Below are 22947 nucleotides of genomic sequence, written 5' to 3' on the forward strand. Positions count from 1 at the left end.
GACATGAAGCCGGCGAAAGCCTCGCCCGTTCCGATCGCTCGCCGCGGTCTGATGCTCGTCATCTCGTCGCCTTCGGGCGCGGGAAAGTCGACGATTGCGCGGACGCTGCTTGCCCAGGATAGCCAGATCGGCCTCTCCGTCAGCGTGACGACCCGCCAGCGGCGCCCAAGCGAGGTCGAGGGCATTCACTACCACTTCAAGAGCATCCGCGAATTCGAGCGACTGCGCGATTCCGATGCGCTGTTGGAATGGGCTGAAGTGCACGGCAATTTCTACGGCACGCCGCGCGAACCGGTGGAAGCAGCGATGGCCGAAGGCCGCGATATGCTTTTCGACATCGATTGGCAAGGCGCCCAGCAGCTGCAGGAGAAGATGTCGGCAGATGTCGTATCCATCTTCGTTCTGCCGCCGACGATGACCGAATTGCAATCACGGCTTCACCGCCGCGCGGAAGATTCGGAAGAGGTCATCGCCCAGCGGCTTGCCAATTCGCGCGCCGAAATCGCCCATTGGCGGGAATATGACTATGTCATCGTCAACGACGATCTCGATACTGCCTTCGACGCCGTGCAGGCGATCGTGAAGGCCGAGCGCCTGCGCCGCGACCGGCGGCACGGCATCTACGATTTCGTCACCAAACTGCTGGAAGAGACGCCGGTTCTTTAAAGCGAATTCGCGAGCAGGCAGAATTCCCCGACGGATAGTGTTTCGGCGCGGCGCTGCGGGTCTATACCCACCTTGTTGAGCAGGCTCTCGCCGCCGAGCGGCTTGAGGCTCTGGCGAAGCATCTTGCGCCGCTGACCGAAGGCCGCATGTGTTACTCTTTCAAGATTGGCGACGGCGCAGGGGATGGGGTTTGCCTTCGGCGTCAGATGCACCACCGTCGATGTCACCTTCGGAGGCGGCGTGAAGGCTTGCGGCGATACGTCGAAAGCCATGCGGGCATCGGCGCGCCAGCCGCAGAGTACGCCGAGGCGGCCATAGTGGTCGTCATCCTGTTCAGCGACTATGCGCTCGCCGACTTCTTTCTGGAACATCAGCGTCAAGGATTCCCAAAACGGCGGCCACTCTTTTGGCAGCAGCCAATTTACCAGCAGTTGCGTGCCGACATTGTACGGAAGGTTGGCGATGATCTTGACGGGTCCCCCAGGCGCCAGCGCCTCGAAATCGGTCTTCAGCGCATCGCCGCCGATGACCTCGAGCCTGCCAGGATAATGAGCGGATATTTCCGCCAGTGCTGGCAGGCAGCGCGGATCACGCTCGACGGCAATCACCTTCTTCGCGCCCAGCGCCAGGATGGCGCGCGTCAGCCCGCCGGGTCCAGGTCCCACTTCAAAGACGGTGCAGCCTTCAAGCGATCCTGCCGTGCGGGCAACCTTTTGCGTCAGGTTGAGGTCGAGAAGGAAGTTTTGCCCGAGTGCCTTGCGCGCGTCGAGGCCGTGACGCTGGATCACGTCGCGAAGCGGCGGCAGACCATCGAGCGCAGCCATCAGCGGTGTTCCGCGGGACGACTGAGATGGGCTGCAAGCTTGAGGGCGGCAATCAGGCTATTTTCGCGCGCGATGCCCTTGCCGGCAATGCCAAAGGCTGTGCCATGATCCGGCGATGTCCGCACGAAAGGCAGGCCGAGCGTCACATTGACGGAATCGTCGAAGCCGAGCGCCTTGACCGGGATCAGGGCCTGATCATGATACATGCAGACCGCGACATCATACCGGGCGCGAGCCTCGTCGTGGAACATGGTATCGGCGGGCAGGGGGCCGATCGCGTCGATGCCCTCGGAGCGCAGAAGCTGTATGGCGGGATGAATGATGTCTTCGTCCTCGCGCCCCATCGTTCCGTTTTCGCCGGCATGCGGATTGAGACCGGCGACGGCAAGGCGTGGCCTTTCGATGCCGAAGCGGCGCCTGAGATCGGAATGCGCGATACGGCAGGTCTCTGCGATCAATTCACCGCTCAAAGCCTGCGGCACGTCCTTGATCGGGATGTGAATGGTAACTGGTATCGCCCGCAACTTCGGTCCGGCAAGCATCATCACCGGCCTGACCGGATTGCCGGTCGCGCGGCTCGCGAGATCAGCAAGGAATTCGGTGTGCCCCGGAAACTTGAAGCCGGCCTCGTAAAGAACAGCTTTGGCGATGGGATTGGTGACGACTCCCGCTGCCTCGCCCTTGACGACGAGCGATACGGCCGTTTCGATCGCAGCGATCGTACCCGTTGCAGTCGCGACATGCGGCTCGCCGGCAGCCACCTCGACGCCCGCAGGAACAGGCAGGACGGGGAGAGCACCGGCAAAGACATCCGCGGCCGTTGCGGCGTTCGCTTCGGCTATCACGACGGAAAGATCGAGCTGCCGTGCTCTTGCCGCCAGCACATCAGGATCGCCGATCAGAAAGAAGGCCGGCAGGCCGAGCTCACGCCGCCTCAGCCAGGCCATCAGGGTTATGTCCGGGCCGATGCCGGCCGGATCGCCTTGCGTCAGCGCAAGGGGGCGCGAAAACGGAGTAGCCACGGCGGTCAGCGATAGATGATCTGCGCCTTCTTGCGCAGCTCTTCGAGATATTTGGTAGCGTTTTCGTTTTCCGGGGCGCTCTTGCCAGCCTTGGCCTTGTCGAGATCCTCCTGGCGGAACACGATCTCAGCGGCGGTGTCGTCGGATACCTCGCGCTGGCTGCAGATTGCAAGATATTCCACGCCCTTTTCTGTCACGCGGGTCGCCGTGGTATTTCCCTTGGCCTGCTCGATCAGCGGCTTCCACTCGGCCGGAAGTTCCGGTGCCAGCACGCGGCCGAGTTCGCGGACTGATACGTCACGCATCGTTGCTGCAAAGACCTTTGCCTGTTCGCAGCCTGGAAATTTCGAACGGGAGGCTTCGGCCTCGCTCTTGCGTTTGCCCGTTATGCCTTTCTTCGATTGCGGCACCACGAATATGATCTGCTGAAGCATATATTCGGTCGTGACCGGCTTCTGCTTATTGTTTTCCATCATGCGGCTGACAAGGTCGCTGCTCGACATGCGGGCGCTCGACCCGTAGCGCGCATTGACGACGCGCGGCCAGCTCATTTGCACGGCAATATACTGCTTGAAATGATCGGCACCGACCCCGGCCTGAGTGAGAATTTGCGTAAGCTGCTCGGTGGAGAGCTTGTTTCCCGACGCAAAACGCACAAAGGACGCATCGACTTCTTCCTTGGAGACGGACATGCGCACGCGCGAGATTTCCTGACGTTTCAGGGTCTCCTCGACGAGCGATTCTTCCGCCGTCTTCGCATCGGCCTTCTGATGTTGGAGACGAAGGAATGCCTGGCGCCTTGCGACATCGCCCGTGGTCAGTGCCACCCCGTTGACGACGGCCTTGACTTCGCTGGCTGCAAATGCGGAACCGCTTTGTGGCTGAACAAGCGCAGCGAGCACGCAGAACGCAGCGCCGGCAAATAGAGTCGTAACAGTCTTTCTCGCGCCAATCATGTGTCGATCCTTCCCATAGACGCTGCGGCAGCAAGTGCGCGTGAACACAGCTTTACCGAGGTCGGAGCCGCCCCCAAGCGACATTCCTATGCCTCATAACCTTAATTGACGGCAATGTCCTGCATAGTGTTGCGGCGAAAGAAAGGCTCGCTTTATTTCGCCGTCCAATATCGCAATCAATTATTGTAGATATTCTTTTCGATATCGTCAGAATATCCGACGTTGACATCGCCGAGGGTGCGGAACGTAAGTCTGGCGCCAATGCTCCAGTCGCTTGCCGACTCGTCGCTTGTATCGCGTTTTGAAGTATAGGCGATCGTGAAGATCGTGCATTCGTCTTCATACGAGAGGCCGAGAGTCTTCCTGCTGACGACGTCGTTGTTGAGATCCCACGCAATGCCGCCGAAGACGGACCAGTAGTCCCTGAACTTGACCGTTGCCTTGGTCTGGATTTCATCACCGTCTTCGGCGGAGCCGTAATCCGGCTGAGATGAAATATGGGTGTAAAGAAGCTGGCTCTGGAATGTATCGGTCTGGAATCCGGCCGTCAGATCGCCGCGGCGAAATGAGAGATCCTTCTCGTCCAGACGGTACGAGGCGGCGAGGGAAAGGCCCTGCGGCGTCTCGATGCCGCCCAGCCCGACATAGTCGGAACGGTCGGTCTCAAGACCCGAATTCGCTCCCGCATTCACGAGATCGTCCGTGGCGAAGGAGTTCTGGCCAGCAAGATGATAGGACTGGCCGAAAATGCCGTGAAGTTTGTAGCCGTTGTCGAAGGTGCCGGTGTACTGGAAGCCGATATTGGCACGCGTGCCGCCCTCGATGCGATCGTAACCCGAGAACTTGTCGCGCTCGAAGAGCGACGTCGCGTCGAAGACGAAGCTCTGCGCGTCCTCGTTGGGCAGGGCGCCCGCCAGAGACTCATCGGGACGGGCGTAGATTTGGGCAATCGGCTCAAGGACATGCGTGCTGTTGGCCGTCGTCATCAGAATCGGGTAGCGCGCTTCCAGGCCGGCGGTAATCATCCCGCGCGTTGCGCCATCACCGTTTTCGAAGTCGCCGTTGTATACGGACGTCCCGCTGATGGAGTTGGGATCGTCCACATTCAGCGCCAGTGCGTCGCCGCGCGCGGCGAGCAGAGGCGTAATGAGTACGCCCTGCGGCGTCACGAAAGTTCGCTTCCACTCGAGTTCGCCGGTCAGACGCGATGTCTGCCCCTTCAGTGAGAAGCGATCATCACCTGCCGGATTGTCGAAGAAACTGTCATGGGTGCGCGAAATATTCGTGAAGTTGACGTCGAGCGACAATTCGCCACCGGCCAGCGGCTGCGGAGCCACAGCATGATAGTCTATCACCGGATAGACGATCGCCTGCTGCTTTTCTTCCTCGCTATGCGGATCGGAGTCCTGAACGTCAAAGTAGAACGATCTGATGTCGAAGTAATTCCGCTTGCCGAGGCCGGTCAGGTAGACTTGGTTGACATGGGTTGTCTCGTTGAACCCTTTGAGTTCGTAGGTACGCGAGAAGTTATTATCGCTCTGCACCATGACATCCCAGCCGAATGCCCAGCGGGGATTGATCTTGAACTCTGCCTTGGATCCGATCATTCCGCGGTCATCGGCCTCGTGGTCGCTTGTGCCCTCGGTGAAGCTCTCTGGGTGCATCTGGTTGATGCCCGCTACGCGCAGGGTATGCGTGCCGTTCTCGAAACGCTGCCGGAACTCAGCGTCGAGCAGGAAGCCCTGATTCGTGTAGCCGGTGCCGCTGACCGTCAGGTCCATGCTGGGCGAGAAGACGTAGTAGTAGGGAACGGTAACCCCGAATCCGAGGTTCTCCGATGTACTGAAACTCGGAAACAGAAAGCCGGACTTCCGCTTGACCGTCTGGTCCGGGACCTCGATCCAGGGGAGGAAGGCGATCGGATGGCCGAGCAATTCGAAGCGTGCCTTCTCCAGCCGGATAGTATGTTTTTCGCCGTTCTGAATGACCCGCTCGGCCTTGACTTGCCAAAAAGGCGGTCGTTCCGGCCGTTCGGCGCAGGGAAGGCATGCGGTGTAGACGCCCTTGTTGAGGATCATCAAGTTATCGTTGACGCGCTCACCGCTTTCGGCCGCGATGCGTGTGTTGTCCGTGGTCTCGATACGCAACGCATTGACGAAGCCTTCGGCGAAGTCGTCGGTCACATCGAGCTTGTCGGAATACATGCGGTTTCCGTCGGGGCTGATCAGCTCGATATTGCCGACCGCCATCATGCGGCCCGTCTTCTGGTTGTATTCCACGCGCTGGGCCACCATTTTGTAGCCCGCATAGTTGATCTGGACGCCCCCGACTGCGGAGACGATCTGCTGGTCCCTGTTGTAGACGAGCTCGTTGGCCGAAAGCATCATTTTCGCTTCGGGATCGATCTTCGGCTGCAGCTTCTGCAACGTCGAATTCTCCTGCGCGAACACCGCAGGAATGCTTCCAGAATAGCCAAGCAGAGTCGCCCCTGCGAGCAGGGCAACCAACTGTTTACTAAAAGTCTTGCGGTCGCCTGCCGCCACTAGCCGTCCTCCTGATGAAGCAGAATCGTTGCGCCCAGAGCCAGCGCGACGACGACCGGAATCCACGCCGCCACGAAAGGCGGTACGACTCCGCTGCTTCCAAATGCTTTTACAAGCACGTTGACGACATAAAGCACGAAGCCCGAAAGGATTCCACCCAGAATCACCGACCTCGACTGGTTGAACCGGCTAAATTTTAAAGACACTGTTGCAGCAATGAGAGTCATCGCGACAAGCAGCAGTGGTTGAGACAGCAATGAGTGAAATTGCGTCTCCAGCGCCTTCGTCGGAACACCGAAGGATTTTGCAATTGCTATTCGATTGGAAAGATCAAAAAAAGCAATGGTTTCAGGCGATGTCAGGCGCTCCTGGACGAAGTCCTGTTTCAAATTGGTGCGAAGCTGGACCGTATCCTTGCGGACTGCGATTTCGCCCGGCCGGCGCTCGGTAACGTTCTTAAGGAGCCAGTAACCATCTTCCAATTTTGCGGAAGCTGCATCCTGGCGCAGAATCACGCGGCCATCCGAATCGAAGTGGATCAAAACGGCATCGATCAGCAGTGTTCCGTTCTGCTGAATCGTACGAGCGCCGATGATGACGTCGTCCTTTCCGCTGATCTGGCGCAGCCAGGGAACCTGCGGCTTACTGCTTGTGGCCTTCTCCTGGCCGCGCCAATCGGTCTCCACCAGTGCGGCCTGACGCTGGCCCCAGGCCGCGAGCGGATTGATGACCGCCATCGTCAGGATGCCGAGCAGGAAGGCGCCGGCGATGAAGGGCGACATGAACTGCCATACCGATATACCGGCTGCGCGTGCCACCACGAGTTCATACTTGCGGTTCAACCCGATCAGCACCGTCATTCCGACAAAGAGCGCAATGAACGGAACGGTCTGTTGGATGATGAGCGGCAGTCGGACGGCCGTCATCAACAGGCCGCCGGCAACGGTATAGCCCGGAAGCCCGGACATTCGGCCTGCCGTCTCGCTGAAATCGATAAGAAAGACAATCGAGATGATTCCAAGGAAGAACCAGATCGTTATCGCAAGATAGCGGCGGAAGAAGTAGCGTCCCAAGGTGCCGAAGATCATGCGCTGCCTCCGGGCGTCTTTCCGACCGCAGAAGGCAGTCGCCGTTCGATTCTGTGCCAGATGCCGGCGGCACGTTCGCCCACGGCGGCCGGAATCGAAAGGCGCTTGTGCAGATTGAGGAAGCCGCTCGCCGCGACGCCGGCCACGACCGGAATCGCATAGAGCACGCCGATGTAAAACGGATTGGTGTCGATCTGATTCGCGGCGTAGAACGACGCCCAGCGCAACGCAAAGGAAAAGGTCAAAGCCGTGACCATCGGGTGCAGGCGCGCCTCGCGATGCGAACGCGCGTCACCGGCGATCGCCAGCGAAATCAGCGCCAAAACGAAAGGCAGAACCCAGTCCGTCAGCCGTCTGTGAAGTTCGGCGCGGTATGATTGCGGCCTGGCGATGTAATCTTTGTCGGCCGGATCCGGATTGAGCAGGAAGCCCAGGTCGCGGTCGCTTGCGCGGAGCGTCGCCTGTCCGCGGTTCTGCGTCAGATCGGAGAGATCGAAAGAATAGGAGTCGAATTTGATAATCGAGACGTTGCCGTCGCGGGCTTTGCGCTGAACCTCGCCGTCGCGCATGATGAGCGAGGTTCCCGTATCATCGACGGCGCCTTCGCGCGCATAATAGATCATGTCGAAGGCAGGATCGCGCTCGTCGACGACGAACAGGCCCCTCAACACGCGGCCGGCCAGCCGCTCCGAAATCTGCACATAGAGACCCTCATCGATCCTGCGGAAGTTCTTTTCTTCGATGACGGTGGACAGAAGATCGGCATAGGCCGCCGCAATCATCTGGCGCGCACCGGTCTTTGCCTTCGGCTCGACGACGTTGTCGACGAAGAAGGAGAACGCGCTAATGACAGCCGCAAGCAGCAGGATTGGCCGGATGATGATGTTCCGCTTGGCACCGGCCGCATCGATAACGGTCAGCTCCGAATCGTTGTTCATCGTTGTCAGCGTCTGCGTGACACCGATCACAAGGGCGAAGGGCAAGACGACAGGAATAATCGACGGCAGGATCAGCGTCGCAAGCTTGGCGAACGAGCCGATAGACTGACCGCTATCGGTGACCAGGTTGATGCGCTGCAGGACCTGGGTCGTCCATATGATCGCGAGCACCGGCAGCAGCGCTACGAGAAACATCTGGCCGACGCGCCGCAATATGTAGATTTCAAGTAGTTTCATGCCTGCCCTTGAACGCACCTGCGAAGCGGAAGCATCGCAGCAGGAACCATCTAAGCTCTTTGCTGCGCTTTTGCGACAAGCAGGTGTCAAAATTTCATTCAAAATTCAGAATTTTTTGGGCCTGTGTGATGAATTCGGTAAACGCATAGACGCCGGCAAAAACGACAATCGCCAATAGCCAGCCGAGTACGATATCGGAAAGGTAGTGCGCGCCGAAGGAAAGCCGCATCAGCGGCGTGAGGAAAGAGATCGCCAGAATCGGCAGGAATAGTCCGGTTCGTGCCGGCTGTGGTATCAGCATGACGAGACAGAGCAGCCAGCCGGCGCTTGCGGCCTCTCCGGAGACAAACGAGCAGTTCGAAATGCACTTTCCTGCAAGCGATCCCGCCTGCACGAAATCGAGGGTACCGCCGAAATTGAGGGTCTCGATCGGCCGCGGCCGGCCCCAATGCTCCTTGAGGATGACGTTCGCGATAAGGCCGGGTCCGAGCAGCAGCGATGCCAGAGCGATCTTGAGATTTCGGGCCCGAAGCGCGTTGAACGTTGCTCCGTGACGCCAGTAGCACGCGATCAGCATGGCGAGTTGAACGGCCGCCACAACATATGGCAGCCGGAAGAAGATCGTTCTGAGCGTGTCCAAAAAGGCTGTCTGACGGGAGGGGAAATGTCCGCAAACCTGTGTCGCTGCGTCCGAGGCTTTGCAGGTATCGACGAGAAAGAAATGCCACGAGGCCACGATGTCGACCTGCGGGAAGGTATGGAATATTAGAAGCAGCGCCCACCACAGACAGAAGAGGCCGATGAAACTAGCTGCCGCGCTGGGCGGAAAGCGAACTTGGGAGCCGGATAATTTGTCTGCAAGACTAGCGGTCACGTCAGGGCATTCTTCTCGTGGTTTTCGGCACCATTTCAAGCACAGTTGCTTTTTGACTCGGTATCGCCGATTTGTCCATGGCTTCCCGATCAAGCCTTGTTTTCGGCGCTGAAACCCGAAATTATCGCCGCCGGTTGGATTCCGCAGAATCCGAATGGAGAAAACATGGCAGCCAAATTCGATATCTCTTTTTCAAAGTCGGCCAAGATCAGCGGCGGACTGACCATTCTGTTGAAGGCAAGCGACGCCGATTCGGCTGCGGGAGCTGAGATCGCCGACCCGGCCGGTGTCATCGCCAGAGCCGCAAAAATTGCCAAATTCTCGGCAAAACCGGTGAGTACGCTTGATCTTGTCGCCCCTGAAGGCTCGCCGGCTGAACGCGTCATCGTGGTTGGTCTCGGCAAGGCCGAAGAACTGACGGCGCATGACTGGCTGAAGGCTGGCGGTACGGCTGCCTCGAAGATCAAGGGAGCCGAGAAGGCGATGGTCTTCATCGACGCGCCAGGCGTTGGCGTCGATGCCAGGGCCGGGGCCGATTTCGCGCTCGGCATGCTGCTGCGGGGCTACAGCTTCGACACCTACAAGACGAAGAAGACCGATGATGAGGACAAGGCGAGCGGCAAGGCCAAGGTTACTATCGTTACCGCCGATGCGGCTGGCGCAAGGAGGGCCTTTGCCGATGCCGAAACTGTCGCCGATGGCGTCAACCTGGCGCGCGATCTCGTGAACGAACCGCCGAACGTTCTTGGCCCCGTCGAGTTCGCCGCGAAGGCAAAGGAACTCGAAAAGCTCGGTGTCGAGGTCGAAATCCTGACGGAGCGCGAGATGAAGCGCCTCGGCATGGGGGCGCTGCTCGGCGTCGCCCAGGGTTCCGTCCGTCCGCCGCGCCTTGCCATCATGCAGTGGAAGGGCGGAAAGGCCAAGGAGCGTCCCGTCGCCTTCATCGGCAAGGGCGTCGTCTTCGATACAGGCGGCATCTCGATCAAGCCGGCAGCGGGCATGGAAGACATGAAGGGCGATATGGGCGGTGCGGCGGCCGTTACCGGCCTCATGCATGTGCTTGCGGCGCGCAAGGCGGCCGTCAACGCGGTCGGCATCATCGGCCTTGTCGAGAACATGCCGGACGGCAATGCCCAACGCCCAGGTGATATCGTCACCTCGATGTCCGGCCAGACGATCGAAGTTATCAACACCGATGCCGAGGGCCGTCTCGTGCTCTGCGACGCGCTTTGGTACTGCAACGACCGCTTCAAGCCGCAGTTCATGGTCAACCTTGCGACGCTGACAGGCGCTGTCGTCGTGGCGCTCGGCAGCGTCTATGCCGGCCTGTTTTCGAATGACGACACGCTTGCCGGCCAGTTGACGGAAGCCGGCTTCTCCACAAGCGAGAAGGTCTGGCGCATGCCGCTCGGCAAGGAATACGACAAGATGATCGACAGCAAGTTCGCCGACATGAAAAACACCGGCGGTCGCTATGCAGGTTCGATCACGGCGGCGCATTTCCTCAAGCGCTTCGTGCAGGACACCCGCTGGGCGCACCTCGATATCGCGGGCACCGCCATGGGTTCGCCGCTGGATGAGATCAACCAGTCCTGGGGCTCCGGCTTCGGCGTCCGCCTGCTGGATCGCCTGGTGCGCGACCACTACGAAGCCTGATCGCGCATGACGGAAGTCCTGTTCTATCATCTGACCGAATCCAAGCTCGAGGACGCGCTGCCGCCGCTCGTCGACAAGAGCGTCGGGCGCGGCTGGCGTGTCGCGATCCAGGTGAAGGAAACGGCTCGAAGGGATGCGCTCGACGCGCACCTGTGGACTTTCCGCGAAGACAGCTTTTTGCCGCACGGCACCGACGAGGCTGAATTCGCCGAAGACCAGCCCGTCCTGTTGACGGCATCGGCCGGAAACGCCAACGCTGCGACCGTGCGTTTCGTCGTCGACGGCGCCGAACCGCCGTCGGTGGACACCTATGATCGCATCGTCTTCATGTTCGACGGATACGACCAGGAGCAGCTTGAAGCCGCGCGGGCCGAGTGGAAGAGGCTGAAGAGTGAGGGGCACAGCCTCACCTACTGGCAGCAGACGCCGCAGGGACGCTGGGAGAAGAAGGCCTGACCGCCCGGGTCAGACAAGACCGCCGTCCCTCACGACCTTGTCGATGAAGCCCTTCTTCGAGGCGGTATAAGCGGCGCGATTTTGGGCATATTTCCGCGCAAGATCGATCTTCAGCTCTTCATAGGCCTGGACGAGAATGGGATCGCTGCGAAGCCTATCGCGAAAAAGGATGTTCCGCTTCCAATTGTGACCCTGATATTCGACGATATGGGCGAGGTGCGTGCGCGTCTCGCCCTTGATGCCGCGGCCGAAGATGTAGTCGTCGGGCACGATATCGGCTCCAGCATAATCGTAGCCGATCTGTTCCATCGGGCCGATACAGGTCGCTCCGTCCTCGAAACGTCTGACGCCGATCAGAATGTCGATGATTGGTTTTGCTTTGATCGCCGGGATGGCGGTGCTGCCGAAATGCTGGATGTCGAGCGCCAGAGATCCGAGCGCACCTCGGATCCTAGCCTCTTCCAGCGCATAGGCTTCCCGCCATCTCGCGTCGGGAGCGGCGAGCGTGACGGTCAGATGCCGCACGCCCAACCCAAAAGATTCGTCTTGCTCCTGCTGCATGGTATTGGACGTCCTTGGGCGAGGGTCGATCTTGCCACTCTAACAGTCAACGGTAGCACTGGCAGCCGGCCGACGATCCGTCGGTCAGTCGTGGAATGCTTCCACGAACTTCCGCTTGCCGAGCATGAAGGCGTCGGCAACGTGACGTAAAGGTGCGAGGTCGACATCCGACTTGCCTGCCCTGATGATCTCTGCGAAGCGCCGGTAGAGCGCCGGATATTCCTCTTCCGGAGCGGAGAATTTCAGTTCGCCGTTGACCGAAAGCTTCGATCCGCCTTCCGCAAGCTCCATCTTGCCGGCCGCCGTCTCGGCAATGATATCCCAACTCTGTTTGCCGGTTTGGCGCCAGTCGAATTCGCCGTGAACCGGAACATCGTCGGCATTCTTGAAATGCATGTCGGCCGCAATCGGCGCGTCGCGGTTTTCCGGAAACTCCAGCGTGGCGCTCGTCAGGAAGATCGCCTTCGGCAGGATATGGGTGACGATTGACAGCGCATTGATACCCGGATCGAAAACACCGAGCCCGCCCGCCTGCCAGATCCAGTCCTGATTCGGATGCCAGTGGCGCACGTCCTCCTTCCAGATGACGTGGACGCTTTCGATCTTCGTCGAGGCGAGGAAGGCCTTGGCGGCCTCGACCGCAGCCGCATAGCGCGAATGCCAGCTTGCAAAGAGCGAGCCGCCTTTTTCGGCGGCCAGCGCTTCAAGGTCGGCGACCTCGCTCAGGGTCGCGCCCGGCGGCTTTTCGAGGAAGACGTGCTTGCCGGCACAAAGCGCCTTATGGGCTGCCTCGTAGCGAAATTGCGGAGGCATGCAAAGCGAAACGGCGTCGATCTCAGGCACGGCCTCGAGCATGGCCTCGATGCTTGTGAAGCTCTGGATGCCGTCGACGGTGCCGTGGCGGCTTGCCGTCGCGACAAGCTTGAAATCCGGATTCTTGGCGATCGAGGGGAGGTGCTGGTCGCGGACGATTTTGCCGACGCCGACGATGGCGAGGTTGATGGGTGACATGGCTGAAGCTCGCGTTCGGTGTTTCGCTCAAAAGTATGATTTATTGGGCGGTGTTTTATCAGAATGTTACCGCCGGGCAAGCGGCCTTGTCACGTGCAGATCGACAAAGGCGCCACACCTAGCCCGCCATGGCGTCCTCATATTCGGCCGAAAGCTCCAGCCACTGTTCTTCGGCGGCTGCGAGCTTTGCGGCTGCCTCGCCACGCTGCTTGGCTTTCTCGCTGGCCTTTGCCGGCGCCTTTTCGTAGAGCGCCGGATCGGCCAGCTCCGCATCGAGCTCTCGAATCTGTTTCTCCAGCTTCGCCGTCAATGATTCGATTTCGTTGATCTTTTTCCTGAGCGGCGCGAGCGAGGCGCGTCTGCCGGCATTCGCCTTGCGCTGATCCGCCTTGGAGGAGGGCTCTTCGCTCAGATCAGGCCTTTCGTCTTTTTTTTTGCCCGAAGAGACGACGAGGTTGCGGTATTCCTCCATATCGCCCTCGAAATTCGAAACTGTGCCGTTATTGACCAGCCAGAGACGGTCGACCGTCGCCTCGATAAGATGGCGGTCATGCGAGATGAGGATGACGGCGCCATCGTAGTCGTTAAGGGCTTCTATCAAAGCGCGGCGGCTGTCGATGTCCAGGTGGTTGGTCGGCTCGTCGAGAATGAGAAGGTTCGGCGCGTGGAATGCGGCAAGCCCCATCAGCAGGCGGGCCTTCTCGCCACCAGAAAGATCCTTGGCAGCGGTTGACATCTTCTCCGTCGAAAGCCCCATCTGCGCCACGCGGGCGCGGACCTTGGCCTCGGGCGCTGCGGGCATCAGGCGGCGCACATGCTCGACCGGCGACTCGTTGGGGACGAGATCGTCGAGTTGGTGCTGGGCGAAAAAGCCGATCTTCAGGCTCGGTGCGAGTTTGATGTCGCCGCTTTCGGCCGAGAGCCGGCCGGCGATGAATTTTGCGAAGGTCGACTTGCCGTTGCCGTTGGCGCCGAGCAGCGCGATGCGGTCGTCGTTGTCGATGCGAAGGCTGATGTTCTTGAGGATCGGCTTGCCCGGTTGGTAACCGACGGCGCCGCTCTGGATGGCGACGATCGGCGATGCCGGCTGCTTTTCCGGTTCCGGGAAAGTGATCGGCTGCACATGATTTTCGATCACCGCGGCGACCGTGCCCATGCGTTCCAGCGCCTTGACGCGGCTCTGCGCCTGGCGCGCCTTGGAGGCCTTTGCCTTGAAGCGGTCGATGAAACTCTGCAGATGTTTGCGCGCGGCCTCGTTCTTGGCTTTCGCTTTCGTCTGCAATTCGTCGGCTTCCGCCTTCTGCCGCTCGAACTGATCGTAGCCGCCGCGGTAGAAGGTCAGCTTCTTCTGGTCGAGATGGACGATCGAATTGACGGCATTGTTCAGAAGGTCGCGGTCATGGCTGATGATGATGACCGTGTGCGGATATCGCCGCACATAGTCTTCCAGCCAGAGCGTACCTTCGAGGTCGAGATAGTTCGTCGGCTCGTCGAGAAGCAGCAGATCGGGTTCGGCAAAGAGCACTGAGGCAAGGGCCACGCGCATGCGCCAGCCGCCGGAGAAGGCCGAGGCAGGGCGCTGCTGGGCATCCTGATCGAAGCCGAGGCCGGCAAGAATGCTTGCCGCCCGCGCCTCTGCCGAATGCGCATCGATATCGACAAGGCGCATCTGGATTTCCGCAATCCGGTGCGCATCGGTCGCGAGCTCGGATTCGGCAAGCAGCGCGGCGCGCTCTTTGTCGGCGGATAGCACGATCTTGATCAGCGAATCTTCCGTGCCCGGTGCTTCCTGCGCCACCTGGCCGATGCGTGCGTTCTTCGGTATGGAAACTGAGCCTGTTTCTGCGCCGAGATCGCCCGTGATGATCCTGAAAAGCGTCGATTTGCCCGCGCCGTTCCGCCCCACAAGGCCAGCCTTCGTGCCCGCCGGAAGCGTCACGCTGGCATTGTCGAGGAGAAGGCGCCCGGCGATGCGGGCCGAAATGTCGGTAATCGTGATCATGCGCGGCGTTTTGGCCGAAAGCCGCGATCAAGGCAAGACCGTGGCGGCAACCTCGTGAATGTCGATGCGAGATACACGTCCTGTGACCTGTTTCGAATGCGGGTCGAAGGACAAGGCAAACCGCGAAAACCAAGCGAAGTTCCTCTTCCTCTCCTGCCGACACGCAGACAGTGCCGACGTCAACGGGGCTGTCAACGTCCTGGCGGCTTGAACACGGCCATCGAAGGCGCTTAACCCGTCTCCCGAGAACGCGAAAGGGCGGCCTGGGCCGCCGCTGAAAATCCCCGTCCTTTCGGGCGGGGAAGATGTGAAGACTTGATTCGAGCGCTGCCTTGATCTTCATGAAGGCAGCGGCCGCACCATGACAACGGCGTGAAATTGCCGCGTCCCCCTTGTTTTCGGGACTAGGGGCGGATAAAGACCGCCCACTTTTCCCGCTAAACCAGAGGATTTGACCCAATGGCGATTGAACGCACCTTTTCGATGATCAAGCCGGACGCAACGAAGCGCAACCTGACGGGCGCTATCACCAAGATGCTGGAAGATGCGGGCCTGCGCGTCGTTGCTTCCAAGCGCGTTTGGATGAGCAAGCGGGAAGCTGAAGGCTTCTACGCCGTTCACAAGGAGCGTCCGTTCTTCGGCGAACTCGTCGACACCATGACCTCCGGCCCGACCGTCGTGCAGGTTCTCGAAGGCGAAAACGCAATCCTCAAGAACCGCGAAATCATGGGTGCGACGAACCCGGCAAACGCTGACGAAGGCACGATCCGCAAGGTGCACGCCCTTTCGATCGGCGAAAACTCCGTTCACGGCTCCGACGCTCCGGAAACGGCTGCGCAGGAAATCAAATACTGGTTCTCCGACACCGAAATCGTCGGCTGAATCGGGATTTCAGCCGCGAAGCTGAAGCCTTTGAAATGTTTCTTAAAGCCGGAGCTTCGCTCCGGCTTTTGCGTGTGCGCCCAGCATGGGCGCATTCTTGTGGGTGAAAGTCCCACCGTAAGCTGGTCATGGCGAGCGAAGAGAAGCGCAAGACTTCACCTGGCGGTGAACGAGACCAAGAGCGCCGTTGCCAGCGTCTTCGGCCGCAAGTTCCTCGGCTACGCCTTCTGGCGAACTCGGGGAGTGGTCAAGCGACGGGTGGCCGACAAGGCAATCAAGGCGTTCAAGGCTCGCATCCGCGAACTGACGTCCGCGTGACGGGCCGGTCCTTGAAAGCCGTGATCGAACGGCTGAACCTCTTCGTGCGCGGATGGAAAGCTTACTTCAGGCTGGCGCAAACACCATCGGTCTGGCAAGCGCTGGACGAGTGGATGCGTCACCGCCTGAGGGCTATCCAGCTCAAGCAATGGAAGACAGGCAGGACTATCTCTCGGGAAATGACGGCCAGGGGAGCAAGCTTCGATGTGGCGAGCCAAGTGGCGGCAAATGCCCGCCGCTGGTGGCGCAACAGCGCAAAACTCCTAAACACCGCCCTCACGATCAAATGGGCCGACCGGCTCGGAATGCCCAGACTCGCCTGACCTCAATCTCTCGAACCGCCCGGTGCGGACCCGCATGCCGGGTGGTGTGGCAGGGGTGCGATCACATATGATCGCCCCCTATGCCGATTACGCGGCAGGGCACTTGTCTGTATTGCTGAAGTCCGTCGTTCCGTCCGGCTTGAAGACATCCGGGTTCTGTGTATAGAGCGGCCCGACGACCAGCGGCTTGCTCGGCAGGATCGATTGATCGACGTCCGAGACCAGTTGTGTCTTCAGCTCCTGCAGGGTCGCGCCCTCGGCATCGACGAGACGGATCTTTACGGAATAAGGTCTATCCTTGCGGATGCAGTGTACCTTTGGGCTCTGGAGAGTGATCTTGTCCCAGGCCGGGTAGATCTTCTCGGTGAGCACGATTGGGTCGCCGCCGGCCGGGTTCTCGAATTCCGCGATCGCCACCGCACCATCGGGAATGGCTGCAGTCTTCTTCAAGGTGACGAGGTAGGTCGCGCTTGCGACGCGGTAGTTGAACACGAAAATATGGCCGCTCACTTCGACCATCTTCTCCATCTCGCGTTGGCAGCCGGCGAGCAGCGCGGCGCTCAGCGCCAGCGCCGTGATAACCTTGATCTTCATGTCGCGTCCTCTTTCTTCCGGTGGTAGTGCCGGCTTGCCTTGGCGCGGTTGCCGCAGACGCCCATGTCGCACCAGGCACGGCTTTTATTCTTGCTGCGGTCTATGAACAGCCAGCCGCAATTGCGGCATATCTTCAAGCGCTCCGGATCAGGCATCGCGATCAGGCGAAGCACCGAATGCGCGGTCGCGGCGTCGAGCCCGTCGGGCCTGGCATTGCGGAGGGTTACGGCGAGTTTTCCAAGCAGGTCCGCGAGGAGGCGATCGTCATTGCCTGTTAAAACGCGTTGCCGGAAATAGCGGTCCGTCGCTTCGCGCAGCGCGATGAAATTCAGCCTGTCTTCTGGCGCCACCGGCAGAACTTCCCTGAAAAGGGCGCGCTCGGCGCAGAATTCCGCAGCCGCAAGCGAAAAGCTCGCGAGCTGTTCATCCGCCGCAAAGCGGTCGATGCTGCGCGCTATATCATGACGCAGAATGACGCTGTTTGCGACATCCAGCGCCAGCGCGCCGCCAGAGAAACGATGTGCGGTCCAGGCAAAGATCATGAAGAAAATATAACTGGTAAAATCGGTTTTGCCAGTTATTGTTTGCAGAGGATCCGGAGTTTCCTGATGGGTTATCTATTGCAGCAGCTGGCAAACGCCGTGCCGTTGGCAGCGCTCTACGCGGCGCTTGCCTTTGGCTATGCGCTTGCCTTCGGCGTCACCAAGCGCGCCGATATCACCTATGGTGCGGTCTTCGCTTTCGCGGGACAGATCCTGCTGCTGTTCACCGATTTCGCCTATAACCGCCTCTGGCTGGTCCTGCCCGCATCGCTCGCGATCGGCGCCGTCATGTCGTTCGCCTATTCGCTCGGCGCCGGCTTCTGGATCGGCCGCTCCGTCATGCAGCCGCTCGTGCAACGTTCACCGAATACGGTCATCGTCGCAGCCCTCGGCGTGACCATCCTGCTCATGGAGACCGCGCGGTTGGCGTCCGATACGCGGGAGCTCTGGCTCTCGCCCTTTCTCAACCGCACCGTCGTTTTCTGGAGCGACGCATCCTTCAAGGTGACGCTGACTTATATCCAGCTTATCAATACCGGGCTGATGTGCGCGCTGATCGCGGTCGGCGGCCTAGTGCTGCGCCGCAGCGCCTGGGGTCGCGTCTGGCGCGCAGTGACGGACGATCCGCTCGCCGCTGAACTCTGCGGCGTCAGTGCAATCCGCGTGTTCCTCGCTGCCTATGTGGCCGCCGTCTTCATCGCCACCTGCTGTGGCATCCTGACGACCTTCTATTACGGTTCGATGGATTTCGGTGCGGGTCTGCTCTTCGGCCTCAAGGTGCTGATGATCGCCGCTGCCGGCGGCTATTCCGATCCGCTGAAATCCGCAGGCGGTGCAGCAGGCATCGGCTTTGCCGAAACACTTTGGACCGCCTACGGCCCATTCCTCTGGCGGGATTTCGTCATCTTCTCGCTGCTGGTCTTCCTGTTGGTGCTGAGCCGGCGTGAGCGCGCCATTCCGTGACTACTTCCATTTGTCGCGCGCAGCGTCGTCTGCGTCCTTGGCAGAGACCCAATCGCCATCCGAGCCATCCGAGCCATGTTCCCTCTTCCAGAAGGGCGCGGAGGTCTTTAGATAATCCATGACGAAGCTCGCGCCGTCGAATGCCGCCTGCCTGTGCGGCGCCGCGGCAATCACCAGCACGATATTTTCTCTTGCGGCGATTTTTCCGAAGCGGTGGATGGCGGTGAGCCCAAGCAGGCCAAAACGCTCGATCGCCAACTCGGCGATGCGCGCCATCTCCGCCTCGGCCATGCCCGGATAATGTTCCAGTTCCAGCGCTGCCAATGTGCCGCCTTCGTCGCGGCAGAGGCCGGAGAATGTCACGATCGCTCCAACGCCGGGCGCGGCCTTTTTCAGCCGGTCGACCTCAGTCTGCAGGTCGAAATCTTCGCGCTGGACGCGGATGGTGGGGGCTGGGCTCACCATATGCTTGCCCTTTGCTGATGCGCGATCACCTCAAAACGCACTCCCTCATCGATGTGCGTGTCGCAGCCAGGGGGTGCGCCCAACGCAAGACAAAGAGAGTTATTCACGGCCTGGACGCGTCGTGGCTCGGCTCCGGTGACAAGCACAGCAATGACGGACAAGCGTGGAAAAGCCGGCTCCATACGCAGTGTTTCCATTTGTCTTCTCGCGAGCGTGCGTCCGTCATCCGCCCGTCATCGGCGGAAAAATCCCGATCTCCCGGGCATTGCCGACCGGTTCGTCGTGTTCGGCGTGTTCCTGATCGAGCGCCACGCGGATAACGTTTTCGTATTGAAGCGCCGTCTCGTATTCTTCGCCCAGGGTCTTCAAGTGACCGAGAAGATCGGCAACGGTGACGACGGAGGCGGGAAGGGCGATGTCTTCCTCACTCTTGCCGATCCGTTCCCGCACCCAGGCAAAATAGACGAGACGCGTCATTCTTCGTCATCCACGATATGCTTCAAGCCGGCGCGGAAATAGTCATAGCCGGTATATATGGTCAAAATGGCCGCGATCCAAAGGAGGGCGATGCCGATCTGCGTCGTATAGGGAAAAATCTCGTCGCCCGCAGGACCGGCAAGCAGGAACGCGATAGCCACCAGTTGCAGCGTCGTTTTCCATTTGGCGATCCGTGTGACGGGAACGCTGACTTTGAGGGCGGCGAGATATTCCCGCAGTCCCGAAACGAGGATTTCGCGGCACAGGATGGTGATTGCCGCCCAGATCGACCAACCGGCGATTGTTTGGTCCGCGGCAACCAGGAGCAGGATCGAGGCGACCAGGAGCTTGTCGGCGATCGGGTCGAGCATGCGGCCGATATTCGAAGTCTGGTTCCAGATGCGCGCCAGATAGCCGTCCAGGAAATCGGTGAGAGAAGCGATGATGAATATCCAAAGGGCGACCCATCGCGCCGTGTTGCTGATCGCAAGCCGTCCCTCGACAAAGAAGCACAGGACAATCAGCGGTACCGCGAGAATGCGGCCGTAGGTCAGCAAATTGGGAATATTATACGCGCGCGATGCCATGAAACCGTTCTCTGAATTTATGTGCTTGTAGATGACGGGTTTGACCGCAAGCCGTCAACGTTCTTTCTGTTTTTCTGCCGCCTTTGCGTGGAATTTGCGACGTTAGCCGCCTATTTCGCGGCATCGTCGTGAAAATGGTTATAGACCTGCTTTGCGACGGTTTCGGAAATACCCTCGACTGCCATGAGATCGGAAAGCGCTGCCCGCGAAACGGCCTTTGCGGTGCCGAAATGCTGCAGCAGCGCCCGCTTGCGCGACGGGCCGATGCCGCCAATCTCGTCGAGCGGGTTCTTCACCATCTCCTTCTTGCGTCGCGCGCGATGCGAGCCGATGGCGAAGCGGTGCGCTTCGTCCCGCATGCGCTGGATGAAATAGAGCACGGGATCGCGTGGCGGCAGCGTAAAGCTTTCGCGCCCCGGCGGGAAGAAACGCTCGCGCCCCGCATCGCGGTCGACGCCCTTGGCAACGCCGATGGCAATGACGCTGTCGGTGATGGCGAGTTCCTCGAGGATGGCGCGCACCGCCGTCATCTGACCCTGGCCACCGTCGATCAGGATCACGTCCGGCCAAACAGGGAAAGGCAGATCGGCGGCCTCAGCGCTCGATACTGTCTGCGTCCGGTCCGGAATGCCTTCCTCCTTGATGAGCCGCGAGAAGCGCCGGGTCATCACCTCGCGCATCATGCCGAAGTCGTCTCCGGGCGTGATGTCGGTCGATTTGATGTTGAACTTGCGGTACTGGCTCTTCACGAAGCCTTCTGGCCCCGCCACGACCATGCCGCCCACCGCATTCGTGCCCATGATATGCGAGTTGTCGTAGATCTCGATCCGCTGCGGCGCATAGGGTAGACCGAACGTTTCCTTGAAACCCTCGAGCAGGCGCGATTGCGAAGCAGTCTCGGCGAGCTTGCGGCCATGTGCCTCGCGGGCATTGGCAACGACATGGTCGACCAAATCGCGCTTTTCGCCGCGCTGCGGCACCAGAATCGAAACCTTGTGTCCGGTCTTTTCGCCGAGCGCTGCCGCCAGCAGCGCCATTTCCTCGACTGCTTCCGACAGCATGATCTGCTTCGGCACCGGCTTGTCGTCATAGAACTGCGCGAGGAAGGCATTCAGAACCTCGGCGCCCGAAAGCTGCGGGTCGGCCTTTGGGAAATAGGCGCGATTGCCCCAGTTCTGGCCGGTGCGAAAGAAGAAGACCTGGATGCAGGAAATCCCGCCCTCGTGGTGGATCGCGAAGACATCCGCCTCCTCGACGCCTGCCGGATTGATGCCCTGATGGCTCTGGACGTGCGACAGCGCGGCAAGGCGATCGCGATAGATCGCCGCACGCTCGAAATCGAGATCTTCGGCGGCGGCGTTCATTTCCTCCGCCATGTGCGCCTTCACCTTCTGGCTTTTGCCGGAAAGGAAATCCTTCGCCTCCTGCACCAGTTGCGCATAGTCTTCGTCGCTGATCTCCCGGGTGCAGGGGCCAGAACAGCGCTTGATTTGATAAAGCAGGCAGGGGCGCGTGCGCGTCTCGAAAACGCTGTCCGTGCAGGTGCGGATCAAGAAGGCGCGCTGCAGCGAATTGATCGTGCGGCCGACTGCGCCGGCGGAAGCGAAGGGACCGAAATAATCGCCCTTGCGGGCGCGGGCGCCGCGATGCTTGAAGATCGACGGGGCGCGATGATCGCCGGTGATGAGGATATAGGGAAACGACTTGTCGTCGCGTAAAAGCACGTTAAAGCGCGGCCGCAAGCGCTTGATCAGATTCGCTTCCAGGAGCAGCGCCTCGGTCTCCGTGCGCGTCGTCACGAATTCCATATGCGAGGTCAGCCGCACCATCTGCGCGATCCGGTTGGAATGGACCCGGCCCATCGCATAGTTGCCGACGCGCTTCTTGAGGCTGCGCGCTTTGCCGACATAGAGCACGTCGCCATCGGCATTGAACATGCGGTAGACGCCGGGGCTGTTCGGCAGCCGCTTGACGAATTCGCCGATCAGTTCCGCGCCGGCAAGCCCGCTCTCGTTGCCGCCGCCTTCATTCCAGTCGATCACAGCCGGAAGCGGCGAGGCGGAAGGTTCGCTTTCCACCTCGATTTCGTCTTCGTTTTCATCGGTTTCATCATAAAGAACACCGCCATCGGGCAGCTTCTTGGCATTCATTCCTTGATCTCCAGCACATCCGGCGTCTGCCACGCGAGATGCTGGCCGCCGTCGAGTGCAATCATCTGACCCGTGATCGAAGGCGTCTCGAACAGAAAACGAATCGTTCGGCCGAATTCCTCCAACGCAGGTCCTTGCTTCAAGATAAGCGCTGCGACCTGCGCTTGGAAGTCTTCCTGCAACTGCCGTTCGCTTGGGATCGAGGGGCCAGGACCGATGGCGTTGACACGAATCTTCGGAGCAAGCGCCTGCGCCATCGTCTGCGTTGCGGTCCAAAGCGCCGACTTCGACAGGGTGTAGGAATAGAAGCTCGGCCGCAGCGCCCAGACGCGTTGGTCGATGACATTGACAATGAGGCCAGTGGACGTTTCCGGTAGCTGGGCGGCGAATTGGGCGGCGAGGATCGACGGCGCCCGGACATGCACGGCAAAATGCTCGTCCCAGACACCGGCATCCATCTTTCGCACCGAATCTTCGCGGAAGACGGAGGCATTGTTGACAAGCAGATCGATGGGGCCAAGCCGGTCTGCGGCCCTTTTTACCAGGGTTTCCGTTTCGTTTATTTTCATGAGGTCGCCTTGCACTGCGACGGCGTATTTGCCTTTTTGCCGCAATTGCGCCGCAACCGCCTCCGCCTCGTCGATCGAGCTATTGGCATGAATGGCAACGGAAAAGCCGTTCTCCGCCAAATCCTCGACTATTGCCCGGCCTATTCTCTTGGCAGCCCCGGTTATGAGCGCGGCCTTAAGTCTTTTCTCGTTCAAAAGCGTGCCTTCTGGTCCTGCGGGTCTAAGTGCGTTTCTATATAGGGG

24 protein-coding genes are annotated in these 22947 nt (G+C 60.1%); 7 read left to right on the forward strand and 17 right to left on the reverse strand.

Annotation, left to right across the window (positions count from 1 at the left end; all coding sequences use genetic code 11):
• Nucleotides 1–3: 3 nt before the first annotated feature.
• On the forward strand, nt 4–666 hold the full coding sequence (gmk, locus tag RGR602_RS06640; protein WP_039844458.1) for a guanylate kinase: 663 nt from the start codon (nt 4–6) through the stop codon (nt 664–666).
• Here the strand turns inward: gmk and rsmA are convergent.
• The 7 genes from rsmA to RGR602_RS06675 all read right to left on the reverse strand — a co-directional run bounded on the left by rsmA (nt 663) and on the right by RGR602_RS06675 (nt 9148).
• On the reverse strand, nt 663–1490 hold the full coding sequence (gene rsmA / locus RGR602_RS06645) for a 16S rRNA (adenine(1518)-N(6)/adenine(1519)-N(6))-dimethyltransferase RsmA (protein WP_039844459.1): 828 nt from the start codon (nt 1488–1490) through the stop codon (nt 663–665). The two genes, gmk and rsmA, sit on opposite strands and share 4 nt — an antisense overlap.
• Nucleotides 1490–2512 (reverse strand): 4-hydroxythreonine-4-phosphate dehydrogenase PdxA, encoded by a 1023-nt coding sequence (gene pdxA, locus RGR602_RS06650; protein WP_039844460.1) that lies wholly within the window; start codon nt 2510–2512, stop codon nt 1490–1492. Before pdxA ends, rsmA begins: the two co-directional genes overlap by 1 nt.
• Nucleotides 2513–2517: 5 nt before the next feature.
• Nucleotides 2518–3468 (reverse strand): SurA N-terminal domain-containing protein, encoded by a 951-nt coding sequence (locus RGR602_RS06655; protein WP_039844461.1) that lies wholly within the window; start codon nt 3466–3468, stop codon nt 2518–2520.
• Between the two features lie 176 nt (nt 3469–3644).
• On the reverse strand, nt 3645–6011 hold the full coding sequence (locus RGR602_RS06660; protein WP_039844462.1) for an LPS-assembly protein LptD: 2367 nt from the start codon (nt 6009–6011) through the stop codon (nt 3645–3647).
• Entirely contained in the window at nt 6011–7099 is a 1089-nt protein-coding gene (lptG, locus tag RGR602_RS06665; RefSeq protein WP_039844463.1) for an LPS export ABC transporter permease LptG, read from the reverse strand. The genes RGR602_RS06660 and lptG overlap by 1 nt, the downstream gene beginning before the upstream one ends.
• Nucleotides 7096–8274 (reverse strand): LptF/LptG family permease, encoded by a 1179-nt coding sequence (locus RGR602_RS06670; protein ID WP_039844464.1) that lies wholly within the window; start codon nt 8272–8274, stop codon nt 7096–7098. Before RGR602_RS06670 ends, lptG begins: the two co-directional genes overlap by 4 nt.
• 94 nt (nt 8275–8368) lie before the next feature.
• Nucleotides 8369–9148, reverse strand: a complete 780-nt coding sequence (locus tag RGR602_RS06675) for a phosphatase PAP2 family protein (protein ID WP_052451497.1) — start codon at nt 9146–9148, stop codon at nt 8369–8371.
• 165 nt (nt 9149–9313) lie between these two features.
• Between RGR602_RS06675 and RGR602_RS06680 the strand changes: the two genes are divergently transcribed.
• Both RGR602_RS06680 and RGR602_RS06685 read left to right on the forward strand, forming a co-directional pair.
• Nucleotides 9314–10804 (forward strand): leucyl aminopeptidase, encoded by a 1491-nt coding sequence (locus RGR602_RS06680; protein WP_039846703.1) that lies wholly within the window; start codon nt 9314–9316, stop codon nt 10802–10804.
• A 6-nt stretch (nt 10805–10810) separates the two neighbouring features.
• On the forward strand, nt 10811–11260 hold the full coding sequence (locus tag RGR602_RS06685; RefSeq protein ID WP_039844465.1) for a DNA polymerase III subunit chi: 450 nt from the start codon (nt 10811–10813) through the stop codon (nt 11258–11260).
• Between the two features lie 9 nt (nt 11261–11269).
• Here the strand turns inward: RGR602_RS06685 and RGR602_RS06690 are convergent, their stop codons facing one another.
• From RGR602_RS06690 to abc-f, 3 genes are all read right to left on the reverse strand, one after another.
• Nucleotides 11270–11821 (reverse strand): GrpB family protein, encoded by a 552-nt coding sequence (locus RGR602_RS06690; RefSeq protein WP_039844466.1) that lies wholly within the window; start codon nt 11819–11821, stop codon nt 11270–11272.
• An 84-nt stretch (nt 11822–11905) separates the two neighbouring features.
• Nucleotides 11906–12832, reverse strand: coding sequence for a Gfo/Idh/MocA family protein (locus tag RGR602_RS06695; RefSeq protein ID WP_039844467.1), 927 nt, complete (start codon nt 12830–12832; stop codon nt 11906–11908).
• Nucleotides 12833–12950: 118 nt separating this feature from the next.
• A complete protein-coding gene (gene abc-f, locus RGR602_RS06700) occupies nt 12951–14834 on the reverse strand; it encodes a ribosomal protection-like ABC-F family protein (RefSeq protein WP_039844468.1) in 1884 nt (627 codons plus the stop codon).
• A gap of 459 nt (nt 14835–15293) precedes the next feature.
• Between abc-f and ndk the strand changes: the two genes are divergently transcribed.
• The 3 genes from ndk (at nt 15294) to RGR602_RS38135 (ending at nt 16357) form a co-directional block, all read left to right on the forward strand.
• Nucleotides 15294–15716, forward strand: coding sequence for a nucleoside-diphosphate kinase (gene ndk, locus RGR602_RS06705; protein WP_022714709.1), 423 nt, complete (start codon nt 15294–15296; stop codon nt 15714–15716).
• A gap of 165 nt (nt 15717–15881) precedes the next feature.
• Nucleotides 15882–16034, forward strand: coding sequence for a hypothetical protein (locus RGR602_RS38130; protein ID WP_223843979.1), 153 nt, complete (start codon nt 15882–15884; stop codon nt 16032–16034).
• Entirely contained in the window at nt 16031–16357 is a 327-nt protein-coding gene (locus tag RGR602_RS38135; protein WP_052451498.1) for a group II intron maturase-specific domain-containing protein, read from the forward strand. Before RGR602_RS38130 ends, RGR602_RS38135 begins: the two co-directional genes overlap by 4 nt.
• A gap of 87 nt (nt 16358–16444) precedes the next feature.
• Here the strand turns inward: RGR602_RS38135 and RGR602_RS06715 are convergent, their stop codons facing one another.
• Together RGR602_RS06715 and RGR602_RS06720 are read right to left on the reverse strand one after the other, a co-directional pair.
• On the reverse strand, nt 16445–16951 hold the full coding sequence (locus RGR602_RS06715; protein ID WP_039844469.1) for a hypothetical protein: 507 nt from the start codon (nt 16949–16951) through the stop codon (nt 16445–16447).
• Nucleotides 16948–17493 carry a CGNR zinc finger domain-containing protein gene (locus RGR602_RS06720; RefSeq protein WP_039844470.1) on the reverse strand — a complete coding sequence of 182 codons (546 nt, stop codon included), beginning with the start codon at nt 17491–17493 and terminating at the stop codon, nt 16948–16950. Before RGR602_RS06720 ends, RGR602_RS06715 begins: the two co-directional genes overlap by 4 nt.
• A gap of 66 nt (nt 17494–17559) precedes the next feature.
• Here RGR602_RS06720 and RGR602_RS06725 point away from each other — a divergent pair, with 66 nt between their 5' ends.
• Entirely contained in the window at nt 17560–18456 is an 897-nt protein-coding gene (locus tag RGR602_RS06725; RefSeq protein WP_039844471.1) for a branched-chain amino acid ABC transporter permease, read from the forward strand.
• Here RGR602_RS06725 and RGR602_RS06730 read toward each other — a convergent pair whose 3' ends face one another.
• The 5 genes from RGR602_RS06730 to RGR602_RS06750 all read right to left on the reverse strand — a co-directional run bounded on the left by RGR602_RS06730 (nt 18457) and on the right by RGR602_RS06750 (nt 22899).
• Entirely contained in the window at nt 18457–18918 is a 462-nt protein-coding gene (locus RGR602_RS06730) for a molybdenum cofactor biosynthesis protein MoaE (protein WP_170250799.1), read from the reverse strand.
• Between the two features lie 225 nt (nt 18919–19143).
• Nucleotides 19144–19398, reverse strand: a complete 255-nt coding sequence (gene moaD, locus RGR602_RS06735; protein ID WP_039844473.1) for a molybdopterin converting factor subunit 1 — start codon at nt 19396–19398, stop codon at nt 19144–19146.
• Nucleotides 19395–19985, reverse strand: a complete 591-nt coding sequence (gene pgsA, locus RGR602_RS06740; RefSeq protein ID WP_039844474.1) for a CDP-diacylglycerol--glycerol-3-phosphate 3-phosphatidyltransferase — start codon at nt 19983–19985, stop codon at nt 19395–19397. The genes moaD and pgsA overlap by 4 nt, the downstream gene beginning before the upstream one ends.
• 110 nt (nt 19986–20095) lie before the next feature.
• Nucleotides 20096–22135 (reverse strand): excinuclease ABC subunit UvrC, encoded by a 2040-nt coding sequence (gene uvrC, locus RGR602_RS06745; protein WP_039844475.1) that lies wholly within the window; start codon nt 22133–22135, stop codon nt 20096–20098.
• Nucleotides 22132–22899 (reverse strand): SDR family oxidoreductase, encoded by a 768-nt coding sequence (locus tag RGR602_RS06750; protein ID WP_039844476.1) that lies wholly within the window; start codon nt 22897–22899, stop codon nt 22132–22134. The genes uvrC and RGR602_RS06750 overlap by 4 nt, the downstream gene beginning before the upstream one ends.
• Between the last annotated feature and the right edge of the window lie 48 nt (nt 22900–22947).

It is taken from the genome of Rhizobium gallicum bv. gallicum R602sp (assembly GCF_000816845.1).
In the GTDB taxonomy this organism is placed as follows: domain Bacteria; phylum Pseudomonadota; class Alphaproteobacteria; order Rhizobiales; family Rhizobiaceae; genus Rhizobium; species Rhizobium gallicum.